At 47.3% G+C, this 15,691-nt stretch carries 9 protein-coding genes; 3 read left to right on the top strand and 6 right to left on the bottom strand.

Going from position 1 to position 15,691, the window contains the following annotated elements; translation table 11 throughout:
- Window positions 1-68: 68 nt before the first annotated feature.
- The 3 genes from truA to KO473_RS11590 are packed head-to-tail and all read left to right on the top strand — an operon-like array spanning window position 69 to window position 2,431.
- Complete coding sequence (gene truA, locus KO473_RS11600; protein WP_005818529.1) at window positions 69-827, top strand: tRNA pseudouridine(38-40) synthase TruA; 759 nt, start codon at window positions 69-71, stop codon at window positions 825-827.
- Window positions 828-850: 23 nt separating this feature from the next.
- On the top strand, window positions 851-1,750 hold the full coding sequence (locus tag KO473_RS11595; protein ID WP_005818531.1) for a DMT family transporter: 900 nt from the start codon (window positions 851-853) through the stop codon (window positions 1,748-1,750).
- A gap of 27 nt (window positions 1,751-1,777) precedes the next feature.
- Complete coding sequence (locus tag KO473_RS11590; RefSeq protein WP_005818533.1) at window positions 1,778-2,431, top strand: DUF3256 family protein; 654 nt, start codon at window positions 1,778-1,780, stop codon at window positions 2,429-2,431.
- Here the strand turns inward: KO473_RS11590 and KO473_RS11585 are convergent.
- The 6 genes from KO473_RS11585 to KO473_RS11560 all read right to left on the bottom strand — a co-directional run bounded on the left by KO473_RS11585 (window position 2,412) and on the right by KO473_RS11560 (window position 15,600).
- On the bottom strand, window positions 2,412-3,497 hold the full coding sequence (locus KO473_RS11585) for a phosphotransferase enzyme family protein (protein WP_122130224.1): 1,086 nt from the start codon (window positions 3,495-3,497) through the stop codon (window positions 2,412-2,414). The genes KO473_RS11590 and KO473_RS11585 overlap by 20 nt on opposite strands.
- Before the next feature lie 21 nt (window positions 3,498-3,518).
- The gene (locus KO473_RS11580) at window positions 3,519-6,854 is read right to left on the bottom strand and encodes a glycoside hydrolase family 2 TIM barrel-domain containing protein (protein ID WP_005818536.1); all 3,336 of its coding nucleotides are present in this window, start codon (window positions 6,852-6,854) and stop codon (window positions 3,519-3,521) included.
- Window positions 6,855-6,879: 25 nt separating this feature from the next.
- The gene (locus KO473_RS11575) at window positions 6,880-7,770 is read right to left on the bottom strand and encodes a YitT family protein (protein ID WP_005775659.1); all 891 of its coding nucleotides are present in this window, start codon (window positions 7,768-7,770) and stop codon (window positions 6,880-6,882) included.
- 111 nt (window positions 7,771-7,881) lie between these two features.
- The gene (locus KO473_RS11570) at window positions 7,882-9,276 is read right to left on the bottom strand and encodes a Gfo/Idh/MocA family protein (RefSeq protein ID WP_005775661.1); all 1,395 of its coding nucleotides are present in this window, start codon (window positions 9,274-9,276) and stop codon (window positions 7,882-7,884) included.
- Window positions 9,277-10,378: 1,102 nt separating this feature from the next.
- On the bottom strand, window positions 10,379-12,646 hold the full coding sequence (locus KO473_RS11565; protein WP_005818540.1) for a glycoside hydrolase family 95-like protein: 2,268 nt from the start codon (window positions 12,644-12,646) through the stop codon (window positions 10,379-10,381).
- A gap of 182 nt (window positions 12,647-12,828) precedes the next feature.
- Window positions 12,829-15,600: a glycoside hydrolase family 2 protein gene (locus KO473_RS11560; RefSeq protein WP_005818544.1), complete on the bottom strand. Its 2,772-nt coding sequence runs from the start codon at window positions 15,598-15,600 to the stop codon at window positions 12,829-12,831.
- Window positions 15,601-15,691: the final 91 nt, after the last annotated feature.

The following is a 15,691-nucleotide window of genomic DNA, read 5'->3' as shown; positions in this document are numbered from 1 at the left end:
TTGATAAGTATCAATCCCTACTTATCAATTAAAGCAGTATCTTTGCACGCAAAAACCAAGTGAACGGAATGAGCGTGCAAAGATATTTTATTTATTTGGCCTATGATGGCACCCATTATCATGGATGGCAGATTCAGCCTAACGGTATCAGTATACAGGAATGCCTGATGAAGGCACTTGCCACTTTTTTACGGAGAGATACGGAAGTGATTGGGGCGGGACGGACAGATGCCGGGGTACATGCTTCGCTGATGGTTGCCCACTTCGATAACGAAGGAGAGGTGCTGGATACGGATAAGGTAGCCGAGAAGTTGAATCGTCTTTTACCTCAGGATATTTCAGTCTATAAAGTTTGCCGGGTAAGGCCGGACGCACATGCGCGGTTTGATGCGACAGCCCGTACTTATAAATATTATATCACTACCGTAAAGTATCCTTTTAATCGCCAGTATCGTTACCGGATACACAATCCGCTCGACTTTCAGAAGATGAACGAGGCTGCTCTGACCTTGTTTCATTATACGGATTTTACCAGTTTCAGTAAATTGCATACGGATGTAAAGACCAACATCTGCAAGATTATGCATGCCGAATGGACACAGGAGGATGAATATACCTGGGTATTTACCATTCAGGCCGACCGTTTCTTGCGCAACATGGTACGTGCTATCGTCGGTACTTTATTGGAAGTAGGCAGAGGTAAGTTGTCCGTAGATGGCTTCCGTAGAATAATCGAGCAACAAGACCGTTGTAAAGCCGGAACCTCTGCTCCCGGCAATGCGCTTTTCTTGGTGAATGTAGAATATCCTCAGGATATATTTGAATGAGTTCTTTTTAAATAAACTCTGTTATGTGGTTACTCCTTGCTTTTCTTTCAGCGACCTTGCTGGGCTTTTATGATGTGTTTAAAAAGAAGTCGTTAAAGGACAATGCGGTTCTGCCTGTCTTGTTTCTCAATACGCTCTTTTCCAGTCTTATATTTCTGCCTTTCATCTTGCTGTCGGCATTTGGCCCCGGAGTGCTGGAGGGTACTATGTTCGATGTACCCGTGGTTGGGTGGGAAGTACACAAATTTATTATTATCAAGTCTTTTATCGTACTTTCTTCGTGGATACTGGGCTATTTCGGGATGAAACACCTGCCTATTACGATTGTAGGTCCCATTAATGCAACCCGCCCTGTAATGGTGCTTGTGGGAGCTATGCTGGTTTTTGGCGAGCGTCTGAATCTCTATCAGTGGATCGGTGTGTTGCTGGCCGTAGTTTCTTTCTTTATGCTAAGCCGCTCGGGGAAAAAAGAAGGCATTGACTTTAAACATAACAAGTGGATTCTTTTTATTGTGTTGGCAGCCGTAGCAGGTGCGGTAAGCGGATTGTATGACAAGTATCTGATGAAGCAGTTGCCTCCGATGGTGGTACAGTCGTGGTATAATGTTTATCAGGTGTTCATCATGTGTCCTATCCTTGCCTTGCTCTGGTGGCCCAAACGTAAATCGTCTACGCCCTTCCGCTGGGACTGGGCCATCATCTTTATTTCCATCTTCCTCTGCGCTGCGGACTTTGTTTACTTCTATGCATTGAGTTACGAAGATTCGATGATTTCGATTGTCTCGATGGTTCGGAGAGGAAGCGTCATCGTATCTTTCCTTTTCGGTGCTATGATGTTCCGTGAAAAGAATTTAAAAAGCAAGGCGATTGATCTTATTCTGGTGTTAATCGGAATGATATTCCTATATTTGGGAACTAAATAAGAACGTAAAGAAACAAGATTATCAGATATGAAAAATTCTACTCTTACCCTCCTGATATTTATTCTGGGTATTTTTTCTTCCTTTTCTGTCAAAGCACAGGAAGCCAAAACGGTGTTTGTGAATATACCTGACTCACTGTGTCCGTTGCTGACATCGGTGAACCGTGCAGATTGTATCGATTTCATCGAAAGTAAGATGAAGGCCCAGGTGACCAACCGTTTCGGGGGTAAGTCGGAAATGACGGAATTAAGTCCCGATTATATATCTCTTAAAATGTCTGATGCGAGCAGTTGGCAGATGAAACTGTTACCGCTGAGCGATAGTGTAAAAGTGGTCTGTGCTGTTTCTACAGTTTGTGCTCCGGCATGCGACAGTCATATCCGCTTCTATACCACCGATTGGAAAGAACTTCCTGCCGATGAGTTTCTGCCTTCAGAACCTCATATAGATGATTTCTTTACTTCTTCCGACTCTACTGATTACGATTTTATCGATGCCCGTCTGCAAGCCGATATGACTTTGATGAAGGCGGAGCTTTCTAAAGAGGATGAGACGTTGACTTTTACTCTGACTACTCCGGAGTATATGGAAAAAGAAACGGCGGAAAAACTGAAACCGTTTCTCCGCCGTTCAATTGTTTACACCTGGAAAGGTGGGAAGTTTATCCCAGACACTCTTTGATGTATGCCTCCATTTCGGGAGTATGTTCTTCTACGCTTTGCAATAGCTTGAATTGTGCTTTTGTACGAACCAGATTATGTTCGGGATACTTAATCTTGTAATAAGTGTCTCCGTTGATGTAGTCTGCCAGGAAGCGTACACATTGCATATAAGGGAAGAGAGCTGCTGCATAAGGCAGATTCTCAATCTCGATCGGAGTGAGGAATGAACCGGCTCCTTCCAGATATCCCTTGGTGAATGCTTTGAATATCTCCATGTTGAAGTTGACATTATCCAGGTTTTTATCGTCTTCGTCTCCGGTATTGGCTCCTGTACGCAGGAAATCACCGTAGTCAGAGAAGATAAAGCTTGGCATTACTGTATCGAGGTCGATTACACAAAGCACTTTGCCATCTTCGTCGAACATCATATTGTTCACTTTCGTATCGCAGTGGCATACGCGTTTCGGCAGTTTGCCTTCACGATACAGGCGTTCGGCCTTGCACATTTCGTCTGCACGTTTCTCTATTTCGTCCAGATAATACTGTACTTCAGTTACTCGTCCGGCTGCATTGGCTGCTACAGCTTTACGAAGTTGCTTCAGGCGGAATTCCATGTTATGGAAATCGGGGATAGTCTCACCCAGTGTTGTCGGGATGTCAGCCAGCATTGCCTGGAAGTTACCGAAAGCAGCTCCGGCATAATATGAATATTCCGGGTTTACTGTTTCATAAGTTTTGGCACGGGGGATGAATACCATCACACGCCAGTAGCTGTCACCGTCGAACCAGTATGTTTTGCCTTCTTCTGTCGGGAGGAAAGTCAGTACCTTGCGGTCAATATCTGTTTCTCCGGCTTCCGTCAGTTTTTTGCGGATGTGTCCGGTTACAGCAGCGATGTTGTCCTGAAGCATTTCCACATTCTGGAAAATGGCGTGGTTGATACGTTGCAACACATAGTCGGGAGCATCTGTTTCGGTAGTGTTTACCTTATAAGTGTCGTTAATCAGTCCGGCGCCGAGTGGTTTGATTTCGCTTACAGTGCCTTGTACTTTGAATTTAGATACGATGTTCAGTAAATCTTTCATGGTTTCTATTTTTAAGTTAGTTTATCTTGGTACGATTGTAAATCCCCATTTGTATTCCTGGTTTGCCGGAATGTTGTAGCCCGGTTCAGGACGTGCGCCCCAGCTGTTATATCCGGCCACACCCTGCTGCTTCATATCTACACATACCTCAACGAAGTTTCTCGGTGAAATATCATTGATATGCGTCTTTCTCGGCAGTTGATCTTTGGCTTTGCTTTCATCGTGAACCAGTTCACCGGCATCACGGTTCAGCCATTGATAGGGGCGGGATACGGTTTCTTCTCCGTCAAAGTCCTCTACCGAATTGCGCAGTGCGTTGAAACCGATAGTCTTGTCTGCATAGATCGTCAGTCCCTTACCGCCTTTTTTATTCAGGGTCAGCCAACGGGTGTCGGTATGATGGCCGTTTTCCTGCGGACGTACGTACGGGAAGTACATATTGTCGGCGGTTGTTTTATAGAGGTCGATCAGGGTACCGGCATTACGGTCCACATAGTTTTCTTCCGGTCCGCGTCCGAAGTATTCTACCTGGTTCATTTCTGCAGGCAGACGGAAGCGTACACCGATACGGGGTACTTCCAGTTTAGAAGCAGCCTTGCGCGCCGCATCGCTTCCCGGAGTGAAAGTAGCCATCAGCGTTGCCTCGGAGGCTTCGGTCTTGGCAGCTTCCATATCGGTAGAAGTGAAAGTGAAATCAGCCTTTACTACACCCGAAGGATGGATGCGGTATGTAACAATGTAAAGGTTACCGGCAGTCAGCAGATAGTTGGCGGTCAATACGGCATCTTTGCCGTCCATTACTATGTTGGCGTCTACTACATTGAAGTTTTTGCTCGATTGTTTCCACACTTGCAGGCGTTTGGGGTTACCGTTGCCATAGTCGTTATCGTTCGGTGCACGCCAGAAGTTAGGCTGAAGTCCGAAACCATCTTTAAAGTATTCGGTTCCGCCTACTTTATATGAAGAAACCAAGCCGGTTTTCTTATCAAATACGAAGCTTACCTTTGAAGAGGAAGCACTCAGTTCGTTGCCTTCTGCCGATACTTTCAGAGTTGGACCACCGGTAGCGAAAGTACGTTCACCCGGTTCAACCGGCAGGCGGAATTGTTCGTATGCAATTTCGTGTCCAACCGGAATCAACGGCTCCGGTTCAGTCGTAGTTACGTTGAAGTATATGAAGTATTCGGTTCCCGGTTTCGATTTCAGTCCGCTTACCGGAATAGTAATTTCTTTACTTCCCTGTGGCTCTACATTGACTGACATTTTAGCACCTTTCACCGTTTTTCCGTTTGCTTTAATGGTATACGAGATCATATACTTCTGCAGGTTTGTGAAGTAGAAACGATTCTTAACCAGGAATTTTCCATTGGCCGGATCCACCGGTTCGAAAGCTACGTTCTGATGAACATACTTCACTTCAGCCATTGCCGGATGCGGTGTACGGTCCGGACTTACGATACCATTACAGCAGAAGTTACCGTCGTTCGGTGTATTTACACCATAGTCACCACCGTATGTCCAGAAGTGACGTCCGTTCTCGTCTACTGCGTCAATGCCCTGGTCCACCCAGTCCCAGATGTATCCACCCTGCAAGTTCGGATATTTATAGATTGCTTTCCATTGATCCCAGAGGTTACCGTTCGAGTTACCCATTGCGTGTGAATATTCGGAAGGGGCTATCGGACGGTCGCTGCCCCGTTTACCCATAGCTTCCAGCCACTGTGCTCCCGGATATTGCGGAACGTACATATCGGAGTTCCATTCCCACTGGGCACGTTCGTAGTTTACCGGACGGTCCATGATGTTTTTATCGGCATCCTTCAACCAAAGGTAGGTCTGATAGAAGTTGTAACCGTTACCGGCTTCATTACCCAGTGACCAGAAAGTCAGACTCGGATAGTTCTTGTTACGTTCGAACATGTTGATCGTGCGGTCCATATGTGCTTTCAGCCATTCGGGGTTGTTTCCTAACGTACCGCCTTTTTTCAGGTCGTAGTACATACCGTGGCTTTCGATGTTTGCTTCATCATATACATAAAGTCCGTATTCGTCGCATAACTCATAGAAGCGGCGGTCCTGCGGATAATGGCATAGGCGGACCGTATTCAGGTTATGTTGTTTCATCAATTCGAAATCTTTGCGCATCAGCTCTTCGGTCATATAGTGACCGGTAGCCGGATTGTGTTCGTGGATGTTTACTCCCTTCAGTTTCAGCGGCTGGCCATTGATAAAGAGGCATACATAAGGCTTTCCGTTACCCGCCAGTTGCTCGATCGGTTTGATTTCGATACGGCGGAAACCCACGTTAAACGGAATGATTTCGTTCACTTTACCGTTTTCTTTCACGGTCATCACCAGTTTGTAAAGATTAGGAGCTTCCGAAGTCCAGGTTTTGACTCCCGGGAGTGTCTGGTCGAAAGATACTGTGCGGGTTTTTCCGGCAGCTACATCAGCAGTTTTTTCTCCGGTGGCTACTACGTTACCTTTGGCATCGAGCAATTCGTATACCAGAGCCATGTTGCTGGCAGCCGAACCGTTATTTCTCAGGTCTGCACCCAGTTTGAAGATACCGTCTTTGTATGTATCGTCCAGGGTCGATGTCACGCGGAAGTCTTTCAACGCGGCTTTAGGTTGTGAATAGAGGAAAACATCACGTTCGATGCCGCTGATACGCCAGAAGTCCTGGCATTCCAGATAAGACCCGGTACTCCAACGGTAAATCTTTAGAGTAAGTACATTTTTGCCGGGCTTCACGAATTTGTTGATCAGGAACTCCGCAGAGTTTTTGGAATCTTCGCTATAACCCACTTCCTGCCCGTTGATGTACACGTATACACCCGATTTGGCACCGGCCAGGTGAAGATAAATATCACGTCCGTCCCAATCGGTGGGGATATCGATGTCGCGACGGTACACACCTACCGGATTGGCCTCCGGTAGAGTCGGAGGTTGTGGGTTACGGGGCTGGAATTCATAACCGTGATTGGTATAGATAGCCACGCCATGGCCCTGTACTTCCCAGTTGCCCGGTACTTTTATATCTGTCCAGTCGGCTGTGCTCACCGAAGGGTCGGTGATGTTAGCCGGCAGATTCTTGTATGAATCTACAAAGTAGAACTTCCAGGTTCCGTTCAGAAGTTGATAATATTTGCTTTTTTCGAACTTTCCGGTCAAGGCGTTTGCACGGTTTTCGTAGGTCATAAATGAAGAACGGGGGTATTCTTTATTTACGGCTACTACCTGTACGTCTTGCCAGTAAGGCTTCTTCGGTTCGTTGCCGGCCGAAGCAAAAGCGGAGGCCATCAGGAGGCCACCCAGCATAAGGCTATTTAAGGTATGAGATAGTCTTAATTTCATGTTTCGAGGGTATTAGAATGATAATTTATTTAACTTTTATATGATCAAAGCCTTCTCCGTATACACCGATCACTGCGCTTTGCGAAACAAAAGCAGTCGGATCACAGTCTTTTATCAACCGGAAGATAATGGTTGATTCCCGTTTCTTGGCCAGGACGAACATCATCTTCTGCTCTTTGCCGGTATAGAACCCGGTTGCATTGATGACGGTCACTCCCCGGTGTGGATATTCGTTGATGCGTTTGCCTATTTCTTCGTACTTGTTGGAGATAATGAAGAATTGTACGGATTGTCGTGCACTGTTCACCACCTGGTCCAGCACAAAGCTGCAAACATAAAGAGTCACATATCCGTAAACTACCTTTTCCCAGTCTTTCAATACAAAGTAGCTGGAGGAGATGATAATCAGGTCACAGATCAGCATGACTCTTCCCAGAGTGATGTCGCGGTATTTGTTGATAACAGCCGCAATGATATCTGTTCCTCCGGTACTTCCGTTGGCCGAGAAAGCAATACCGATGCCACTTCCGCAGAAAGAGGCACCCAACACGCAAGCCATGAACGGCTGATCGTGTAGCAAGGTTACGTTCGCGGTCAACTTTTGGATAACGGACAGGAAGAAGGTTAAAGTGAATACACCGAATATGGTTTTGAGACTGAATCGAAATCCCAGCACTTTGAGGGATACCATCAGCAATACAGCATTGATGGCGAAGTAAGTGTATTGAACCGGAAATCCGGTAGCGAAATAAACAATAGAGGCAATGCCCGGCACTCCACCGGTGGTGATGTCGTTAGGAAGCAGGAAGAGAGTCCAACCGATGCCGTAAAGGATCATTCCCAAGGCAATCATTAAGTAGTCTTTCGTTTCTCTGATTACTCCCTGTTTAGAGGGCTTTGATATTTTCATCTTCATGGATGGGTTGTGTAGTCTTATAATCGGACACGGATTTCATGAACCGGCCGGCATTGCGTAGCGAACTACTTGCCGGAGGACTCGTGAAACCCGTGTCAAAAAGAGGTTTTATTATTTTGCGAAAGCGTGTCTGTAACCTTTCACCTTGTTCCATGCTCCACGAGTGAAGTCAGGGATAGCTACCGGTGCAGAGCTGTTTTCGATAGAAAGCTTGGTCAGGTCGGCCATGCAGCACCATTCTGCAAGGTCATAAACATCCATATCCAAAGGAAGACCGTTGCGCAGACAGTAAACCAGACGGTAATCCATGATGTAGTCCATACCACCGTGTCCACCTACTTTTTTAGCTGTTTCTTCCAGTTCTTTGTGGATCGGGTGTTTGTATTTATCCATCAGGGCTTTTTTAACGTCAGCGGGTACAGAGCCGTGTGCGTTCAGCTTTTCGTGGTTAGGTACGTCGTTTGAAGCGATCTGAGTCGGACGCATGCAGTATTCTTCGATAGGATATTTGCTTGCATAACCGTCGGCACCTACTACCTGATACATACGGCTGTAAGGACGCGGAGTCATTACGTTGTGCTGAATCAGGATCGTTTTACCTTTTTCCGTACGGATCAGTGTAGAAGTCTGGTCACCGTTCTGGAAATCTTTTACTTCTTTGCCGGTTGTTTTTTTGATGTATGCCGGACCGTTGACAGCCTTTGTATCCATAGATACGAGGTAGTTCATTTTGTCACCACGGTGAATGTCGAGCAGCTGGCAAGCCGGGCCCATACCGTGAGTGGCATATACATCGCCACGATGATTCTGATTGTAATCCATACGCCAGTTGTTCCAGTAGTATGGCCAGAAGTCTTCGAGGTTGTGGATGTAAGCACCTTCTGTGTGAAGCACTTCACCGAATACGCCTTGCTGAGCCATGTTCAGTGTAGTCAGTTCGAAGAAGTCATATACACAGTTTTCAAGCTGCATACAGTGTTTACGAGTTTTTTCAGAGGTATTGATCAGCGCCCAGATTTCGTCCATGGTCATTGCCGAAGGAACTTCGATGGCAACGTGCTTGCCGTGTTCCATGGCGTAGATAGCCATCTGTGCGTGATGTTTCCAGTCAGTCGCGATGTAAACGAGGTCAATATCGTTACGTTCGCAAAGTTTTTTCCAGGCATCTTCGCTACCGGAGTAAGAAGCTGCTTCAGGCAGGCTTGCCTTGGTCAGGATTTTCTGTGCACCGGCTACGCGTTCGGGGATAAGGTCGCAAAGGGCTACGATCTGTGTTCCGGGGATGTGAGTGAAGCGTTCTACTGCACCCGGTCCACGCATACCCAAGCCAATGAATCCGACACGTACCACGTCGAGTTTAGGAGCAGTCAGTCCGACTACGTCTTTTTGTCCGGCGGGACGTACAGGCACTGGAGTCTCGATAGGCTTGATGGTTTGTGCTACTGCACCCGAAGTGCAAGCAAACAATGCAAGTCCGATAAACAGGGCATTTAGATGTTTAAACATGTTTGATAAGATTTGATTAGTTAATAAAATTGTTGTTAATAATAGTGTTTCATTTCTCGTGCAAAGATAAGAATACTTTTCACAACTCTTATCTTTTATACGATTAAAACGTTCTCTGTTACATCTTTAATTCATAGATATTCCGGTTATTATTATAACGGGATAAATCCTGTCAGCCTGCAGAGACGGTCACTTCCGTTGTTGAATGGAAGATACCATCTCTGCAGCAGGCTGGTTTTGCTTTCTGCAAAATCCTGGTAATGTCATCTTTTACAAGTTGTTTGAACCCGGTAGTGCAATGTTTTTCCGGGGTATATAATGCAGCGTGTAGTGTGTTGTGGGTTGCAACTCTTTTATTCATTCTTCTGTTTCTTTGTTATGAGATTCTTTTCTTTCGTTTGGTCGCTCGAGCAATAATTTACTTTTTGATATACGCTATAAATACACATCATTGGGGAGTGACCCTCTGTGTTATAGCTTAATTTTATAATATTTTAATAAATGATAAACCTTAAAGCCGCTTTTTACTTTTGAAAGCAGAATGTTCTGAATAGTATGATTCTGATAGTATATCCTGTCTTTTGTTGACTTGCAATCGGTGTGAAATAGTTGAACCGGAGAGCAGAACTGCATATAAAATGAATATGAACCGCAAAAGTATGCGTAGATGGCGTGGATTCTTCTATATATATGCATTGAGGCTTTTAAACTAAGGCTCCGTTTCTAATAAAGAAAGGCGGCATTGGTTTAAAACCAAGGCTCCGTTTCATCAAAACCGAGGTGGCATTGGGGAGGAAGAGAGCAATCGTTATCCTGATTCGGCTTTCTTTTTATTTTTTAGCCCGGTGCAGGCTACCGCCGTTAGAGTATCAGAATGTTCCTGTTCGGGGGCATAGCAAGAAATAATGTAATGTTTGGACCGGAAAGGATAGTGCCCTGATCCGAAATCAGCCGAAAGGGTGATAACCTGAAAAAATGTAATCGCCGGAGAGGGGGATATTATTCATCGGAAAGAAGACTACCCGGATATAGCGCAGGCTACACCGGGTAGAAAATACAAAATGATAATAAATATACATTGCTGCCTTCTTGTCAGAATGTATCAGGGCTTCAACTCAATCCATTCGCCTGCCTGAGTATCTATGTTGAGAATATCCGGACCGGACAACGTATAGTTTTTATCCGGTTTCAGTGTGCCGGGGCGGGCTATTTTCAACATGCCGCCTTTCTCCGAATAGATACGTACACGGGTGATTTCTCCGCCTTCCATCTGTGCAGAGACAAGGAATGCACCCATCGCACGCAGTCCTTCGAACGATACATCTTTCCACTCTTCGGGCAGTGCGGGGAAGATGCGTATCGTGCCCGTATGGCTTTGCAACAGCATCTCCTGGATGCCCGATGCGAAAGCAAAGTTACCCTCGAGCGTGAAGGGGCGGTAAGTGAAACGGGATTTGCCGCTTTTGGTCTGGTCACCGTTGGCGTGGAAGGTGTTTTTCAGGCAGAAACATTCAGCAAAGGTTCTCAGGGCCTGTGCCGCACCTTTGCCGTCGAATGCCCGGGCTTTCATATTGGCAAGCCAACTGTACGAATAGCCTGTCCAGTAGTCCGGCCCCACTTCGTCGAGCCGCTTCAGGGTGGCCCGTATGATGTGTTGTGACTTTTCTCCGTCGCTCCAGTCTATCAGTCCCATCGGGTGAATGGCCATGGCATGGGAGAAGTGGCGGTGCGATTCATTGTAAGGATATCCTTTGGCAAAGGTGAGGCAACCTTCTTCATCCACATCGTAGTCCGGCAATTGGGCTTCTAAAGCTACCCAGTGGGACGACTCGTCTGTCAGATTCAGTTCGTGAGCCAGTTCGGCGGCTGCTTTAAAGAGGAAGTGCATCATTGCCAGGTCGTAGTTGGTCATGTCGCTGAACCATGCTTGCAGGGAGTTGTCGAATACTTCGGGACTTGAACTGAATTCCAGTTTGCGTACTCCTTCGGGGGTGACTTCGGAGACTTGCTCCAGGTAGATTGCCACATCTTTAAGGAAGGGGTAAGCACGTTCTTTGAGGAAGGTGCGGTCTGCCGAATATTTCCAGTGCAGATAGAAGTGCTGTGCCAGCCAGGCAGCCACTGTCTGCGACATGGAGTACTGTATCCATCCCCCCATCGGTTCTCCTGTCAGGGTGCAGACGCCCGGTATGTTCATACCTTCGGTTCCGAAATACTGGCGGGTGTAGCGCTTGTATGTATCCCGCTGGTTCCATAAGGTGTTCAGGTATCCCATGCCTTCCGTCAGGTGATTGCCCGTATAGGCGGGCCAATAGCTCAGCTGTGTGTTGAGGTCGTGGTGATAGTCCCCTTTCCAGGGAGGGAGTTTTCCGTTGTCGGCTGTCCATACGGCTTGCAGGGAGATGGGATAGGAGTGTTCGCGGGTGGTAGAGGCGAATTTATACATCTCGTTCTGGTATTGTTTTTGCAAAATGGAGTCGGGCAGAGTAACGGATGATTGTGCCCAGTACTTGTTCCAATATTCCAGATGTGCCTGATAATCCTGTTTTAATCCACGTTGCAGGGCTGCTTCTACTTTTTCGGCTGCTTTTTCGCCGGATAGGGAAGAGGTGACGCTCCAAGTACCGTACAGGGTTTCTCCTTCCTGTTTCCAACACACTACTACGTCATACCAGAAGTCTCCGTAGCCTTTCTGGTGATAGGTGATCCGGTTGCCTTCGCGGACTGTCTCTCCTTGCTGGTAGCCCAGTCGGTGGAGATCCTGTCCCGAAACCGGATCGAGGCTGCCGTCCGGTTTCGTTTTATTGTATACGGGGGTAAGGATAGACGGCTCTATCGGAGTTCTTAGGTTACGGAATACAAACCATCCGACCGGTTCGGTGGCATGAACAAAAGTCTGCATCTGTGTTCCGTCTGCCCAGTTCGCTTCGCACAGGGCATTATTCAGATAAAGTCGTACTTGGGTGGGAGCGCCTATCTTTTCCAATGGAAACTCGATTGCGGCTCCGGGGATTTTGGATGGGGCAGGGTTCATGTCATAAGGCCAGTCCAGTTTTTTCTGTACGGGCAGATAGTCTTTTGTGCGGATGTGCTCTTTTACCCAGGAGAAGCGGAAGTTATCTCCCGACAGGCTGTCTACCGGGCGCAAGTCCCATAGATCGGTCCGGTCCAGTGACAGGCGCAGGGAGGAGTCGCGTTGCCATACCAGTGCGCCGACGGTGGCGTTGCCCAGAGGCATCGCTTCGTCCCACGATCGGGCAAGTCCGGTGAATACAAGGTCACTCTCCGAAGGAGTGACCGGGCAGTAGTCGTACGAGCTGCAACTGCCCCACAGACCACAACAAAGTAGCAATAGTAGTTTGATTTTCATAATATTAAAAAAGAATGGTTTACGATGATTTACTTTCAGACTTGTGCTATTATAATGAATACAAAGAGAATAGCAGTCACCATAGGGAGGCTGCTATTCTTTTAATAAATTTTAGTCTATGCTCCGGCTATGCGGCGAACCTTCGTCCGGATATAAACGGGTCCGGCGGCTGTCGGACGGTATTATTTATTCAACAACAGTTCGATCGCTTTGCTTCCTTTATTTCCGGATTTCTCTTCGGCTGCCGGAGCGAAGAGTGCGTCCAACTGATAGACAGGCAAACTTCTTTCCGGTTTGAAACGATCGGATGAAACGTAATTCCGGACAGAGGTGAGCAACTGCTGCATGGCAAGCCTTTCACCGATTTTCTTTTCAGGATCGGCGCAGAGCACGAACAATTTTCCTTTTCCTACATTCGCCTCAAACGAGATTCCCAGCTTTTGGTTGGTTTCATAAGAGTCGATGCTTTGTATCAGTGGAGTGATTTCTTTCAGTTCGTCCAGTTCCAGAGCTGTCGAATAGTTAAGGATATCCCACCATTGCCAGTCAGCATAGCTTCCCGTGGGGAAATCGCGGAAAGCAGGGTGCTCGTTATCGATCAGTGTACCTACGATCATCGGGTTCCAGTTGAACATAATCGGATTCCAGAAGTGGCTGGCGAAGTGTGCTTTGCGTCCTTGGCACTTTTCGGGGGTCAACAGTACGCTCTTTCCTTCGTCGAGCCACTGTTTGGTCTTGTCATTCCAGGTACGGGTGTAGATAAAGTTAGTCTCTTCAATTTTTGGCTGTTCGGGGTATACCCATACGTCCCATTCATTGCGACAACTTCCCAATTCAGCCTTCAGTGTCAGCTTGCGGGCACTCTCCACACCATTCAGAGATAATTCGATGATTCCAAGCGAATCTACCGTGGCGGGTTGTATTTCTTTTACTTTCAGGCTTCCTTTACGGTACACGGTTCCATCTTCTCCTGTCAATGTCCAGTTCAGTTTCCGGTCTTTCAGGGCATTCTTGCCGTAATGGTAAATCTCCATCTTTGCTTTCAGATTCTCTCCGGTCTTGAAAGTACGTTGGGGCAGGCGTGCCAGAAGCACGGTAGGGGCACACGATTCTCTGAACTTTTCGGGGGATACGAGGCCTTTACTTTCCCAAAAGGCATCGAGGATACCGACAAAAGCGCTGCCCTGTCCTGGGAAATCGGCCAGTCCCAATAATTGGAACCCACCGGAATTGCGAGTGCGCAGCAACGATTCGTTCACCTCTTTATATTGCAGCACTGTGTGTGCTCCGGTTGCTTTGAAGAAATCATCGGCTTGATGCAACATGCCGTTTCTGGCAAGTCGTTCGCGAAACACTTCAAAGTTGCGTGCTTCGACTACGCCTGTATATTTCTTTATTTCTTCGAAGTTGGGGTACATGCAGCGCTGTCCCGTTTCGTGGGCAATCACCGGAACATCGATGTCCGACTCCTTGCAACGATCCCAGTCAGTCGAGGGTTTCCCTTCGTATACGGTGATCCATCCTTTCGAAGTGACGTGCGACACATAATATTGATCCGAGGGAGTGTGTGTGCGGGCGGTTGAGGCGCTGTAAAGACGTCTGTTGTCATAAGCCTGTGCTTTTTTCACCAGATCTTCCAATATGGCAAAATCACCTTCATTTTCGTTTCCGTTACACATCAGGATGAAAGAGGGATGATTGCCATAAACGTCGAGAATGGCATACATCTCTTTTTCGAAGAAATCGCGTCGGGCAGGATATTTGCCCACGTCTTTGATCCACATGGGGAGTTCGGCCTGGAGGTACATGCCTGTTTCGTCGCCCGCCTCGAATGCGGCTTCCGGCGGACACCAGGAGTGGAAACGTACGTGGTTCATTCCATATTCCTTGATGGTGTTGAAGATACGCTTCCAGTCATCGACGTTTGTCGACGGATAGCCGGTCAGAGGGAAAACCGCACAGTCCAGCACTCCGCGCAAGTGAATGTCTCTTCCGTTCAGACGGATGTGATGCTTGCCTTGTTCCACACTCCGCATGCCGAAAGTCTGGGTTTGGGTGTCTGTCTTGCCATCTACGTTCCAGCTGGCCTCAAGCTCATATAAATAAGGTGTAAATTCATCCCAGAGTTTCACCTGTTTACCCATCGGAAGGGTTTGCCGAATGCCGGCATGTGCCTGCAGGCTGTCTGCACTCATGCTCTGGCGAACTATCACTTTGCCCCCTTTCTCCCGGATACATAGCTCCAGCGTTCCCGTTTGCCCGTGCTTCAGGGGGGCGGGCTGTACTGCTATTTCCACTTCTTTTGCTGTCACATCGGGATATACATTAATCCGGCGGATGTGCGCTTTTTCTTTGGCATACAGTGAAATGTCACCGACTATTCCATTCCAGTTGGTTTGTGTATATTCGGTAGTTCCGTGGTTCCACTGATCCATTGGATATTTGAGTGTATTGTTTACGCAGATGGTCAGCGTATGGATGCCGGGACTGAGCACCGGAGTCAGTACGAATGTGTTTGGAGTACTCAGGTGCTCCATGACACCTACTTCCTTATCGTCTACGTAGACAGTTGTTTCCCAATGACAACGCTCCAGTTTCAGGTAAATCTCACGGTCGGACCAGTCCTCGGGGATCACTACTTCCCGTTGGTACCAGGCAGCCCCCTGATACTCGAATTTTCTACTCAGGCGGCCTACATAACGTGCGGTGTTTTTGATTCCTTTGCCACCCTGGTCCGTCGATCCGGGCAGCATGATGGTTTCCGAGAGTTTGTCCAGATAGAGCTCGGAGCCGGGAGTCTTGCCGAATCCCATCGGGTCCAGTTGAAAGCGCCACATACCTGACAGGTCGAGGACATCATTTTTTGTCGATTGTGCCATAACGGCCATGGCGAGCAGGCATCCGGTCAGGATCAGGATGGCTCGATGTCGGGTGTTTTGATTTGGTTTTTTCATGATTGTATGGTTTTATTTACCACAGATTACACGGATTTTCACAGATTAATCGTTTATTTCTTTTTGATTGGTAAGATTAAATGTTCTGTAC

It is taken from the genome of Bacteroides sp. HF-4919, from assembly GCF_018860125.1.
This window is presented reverse-complemented; position numbering and strand designations above follow the sequence as displayed.

What these genes read in the sequence shown, in the direction of transcription:
- KO473_RS11575 (WP_005775659.1), bottom strand. Translation starts at nt 7,770, where the DNA reads ATGAAGATGAAAATATCAAAGCCCTCTAAACAGGGAGTAATCAGAGAA.
- KO473_RS11585 (WP_122130224.1), bottom strand. Translation starts at nt 3,497, where the DNA reads ATGAAAGATTTACTGAACATCGTATCTAAATTCAAAGTACAAGGCACT.
- truA (WP_005818529.1), top strand. Translation starts at nt 69, where the DNA reads ATGAGCGTGCAAAGATATTTTATTTATTTGGCCTATGATGGCACCCAT.
- KO473_RS11595 (WP_005818531.1), top strand. Translation starts at nt 851, where the DNA reads ATGTGGTTACTCCTTGCTTTTCTTTCAGCGACCTTGCTGGGCTTTTAT.
- KO473_RS11590 (WP_005818533.1), top strand. Translation starts at nt 1,778, where the DNA reads ATGAAAAATTCTACTCTTACCCTCCTGATATTTATTCTGGGTATTTTT.
- KO473_RS11570 (WP_005775661.1), bottom strand. Translation starts at nt 9,276, where the DNA reads ATGTTTAAACATCTAAATGCCCTGTTTATCGGACTTGCATTGTTTGCT.
- KO473_RS11580 (WP_005818536.1), bottom strand. Translation starts at nt 6,854, where the DNA reads ATGAAATTAAGACTATCTCATACCTTAAATAGCCTTATGCTGGGTGGC.
- KO473_RS11560 (WP_005818544.1), bottom strand. Translation starts at nt 15,600, where the DNA reads ATGAAAAAACCAAATCAAAACACCCGACATCGAGCCATCCTGATCCTG.
- KO473_RS11565 (WP_005818540.1), bottom strand. Translation starts at nt 12,646, where the DNA reads ATGAAAATCAAACTACTATTGCTACTTTGTTGTGGTCTGTGGGGCAGT.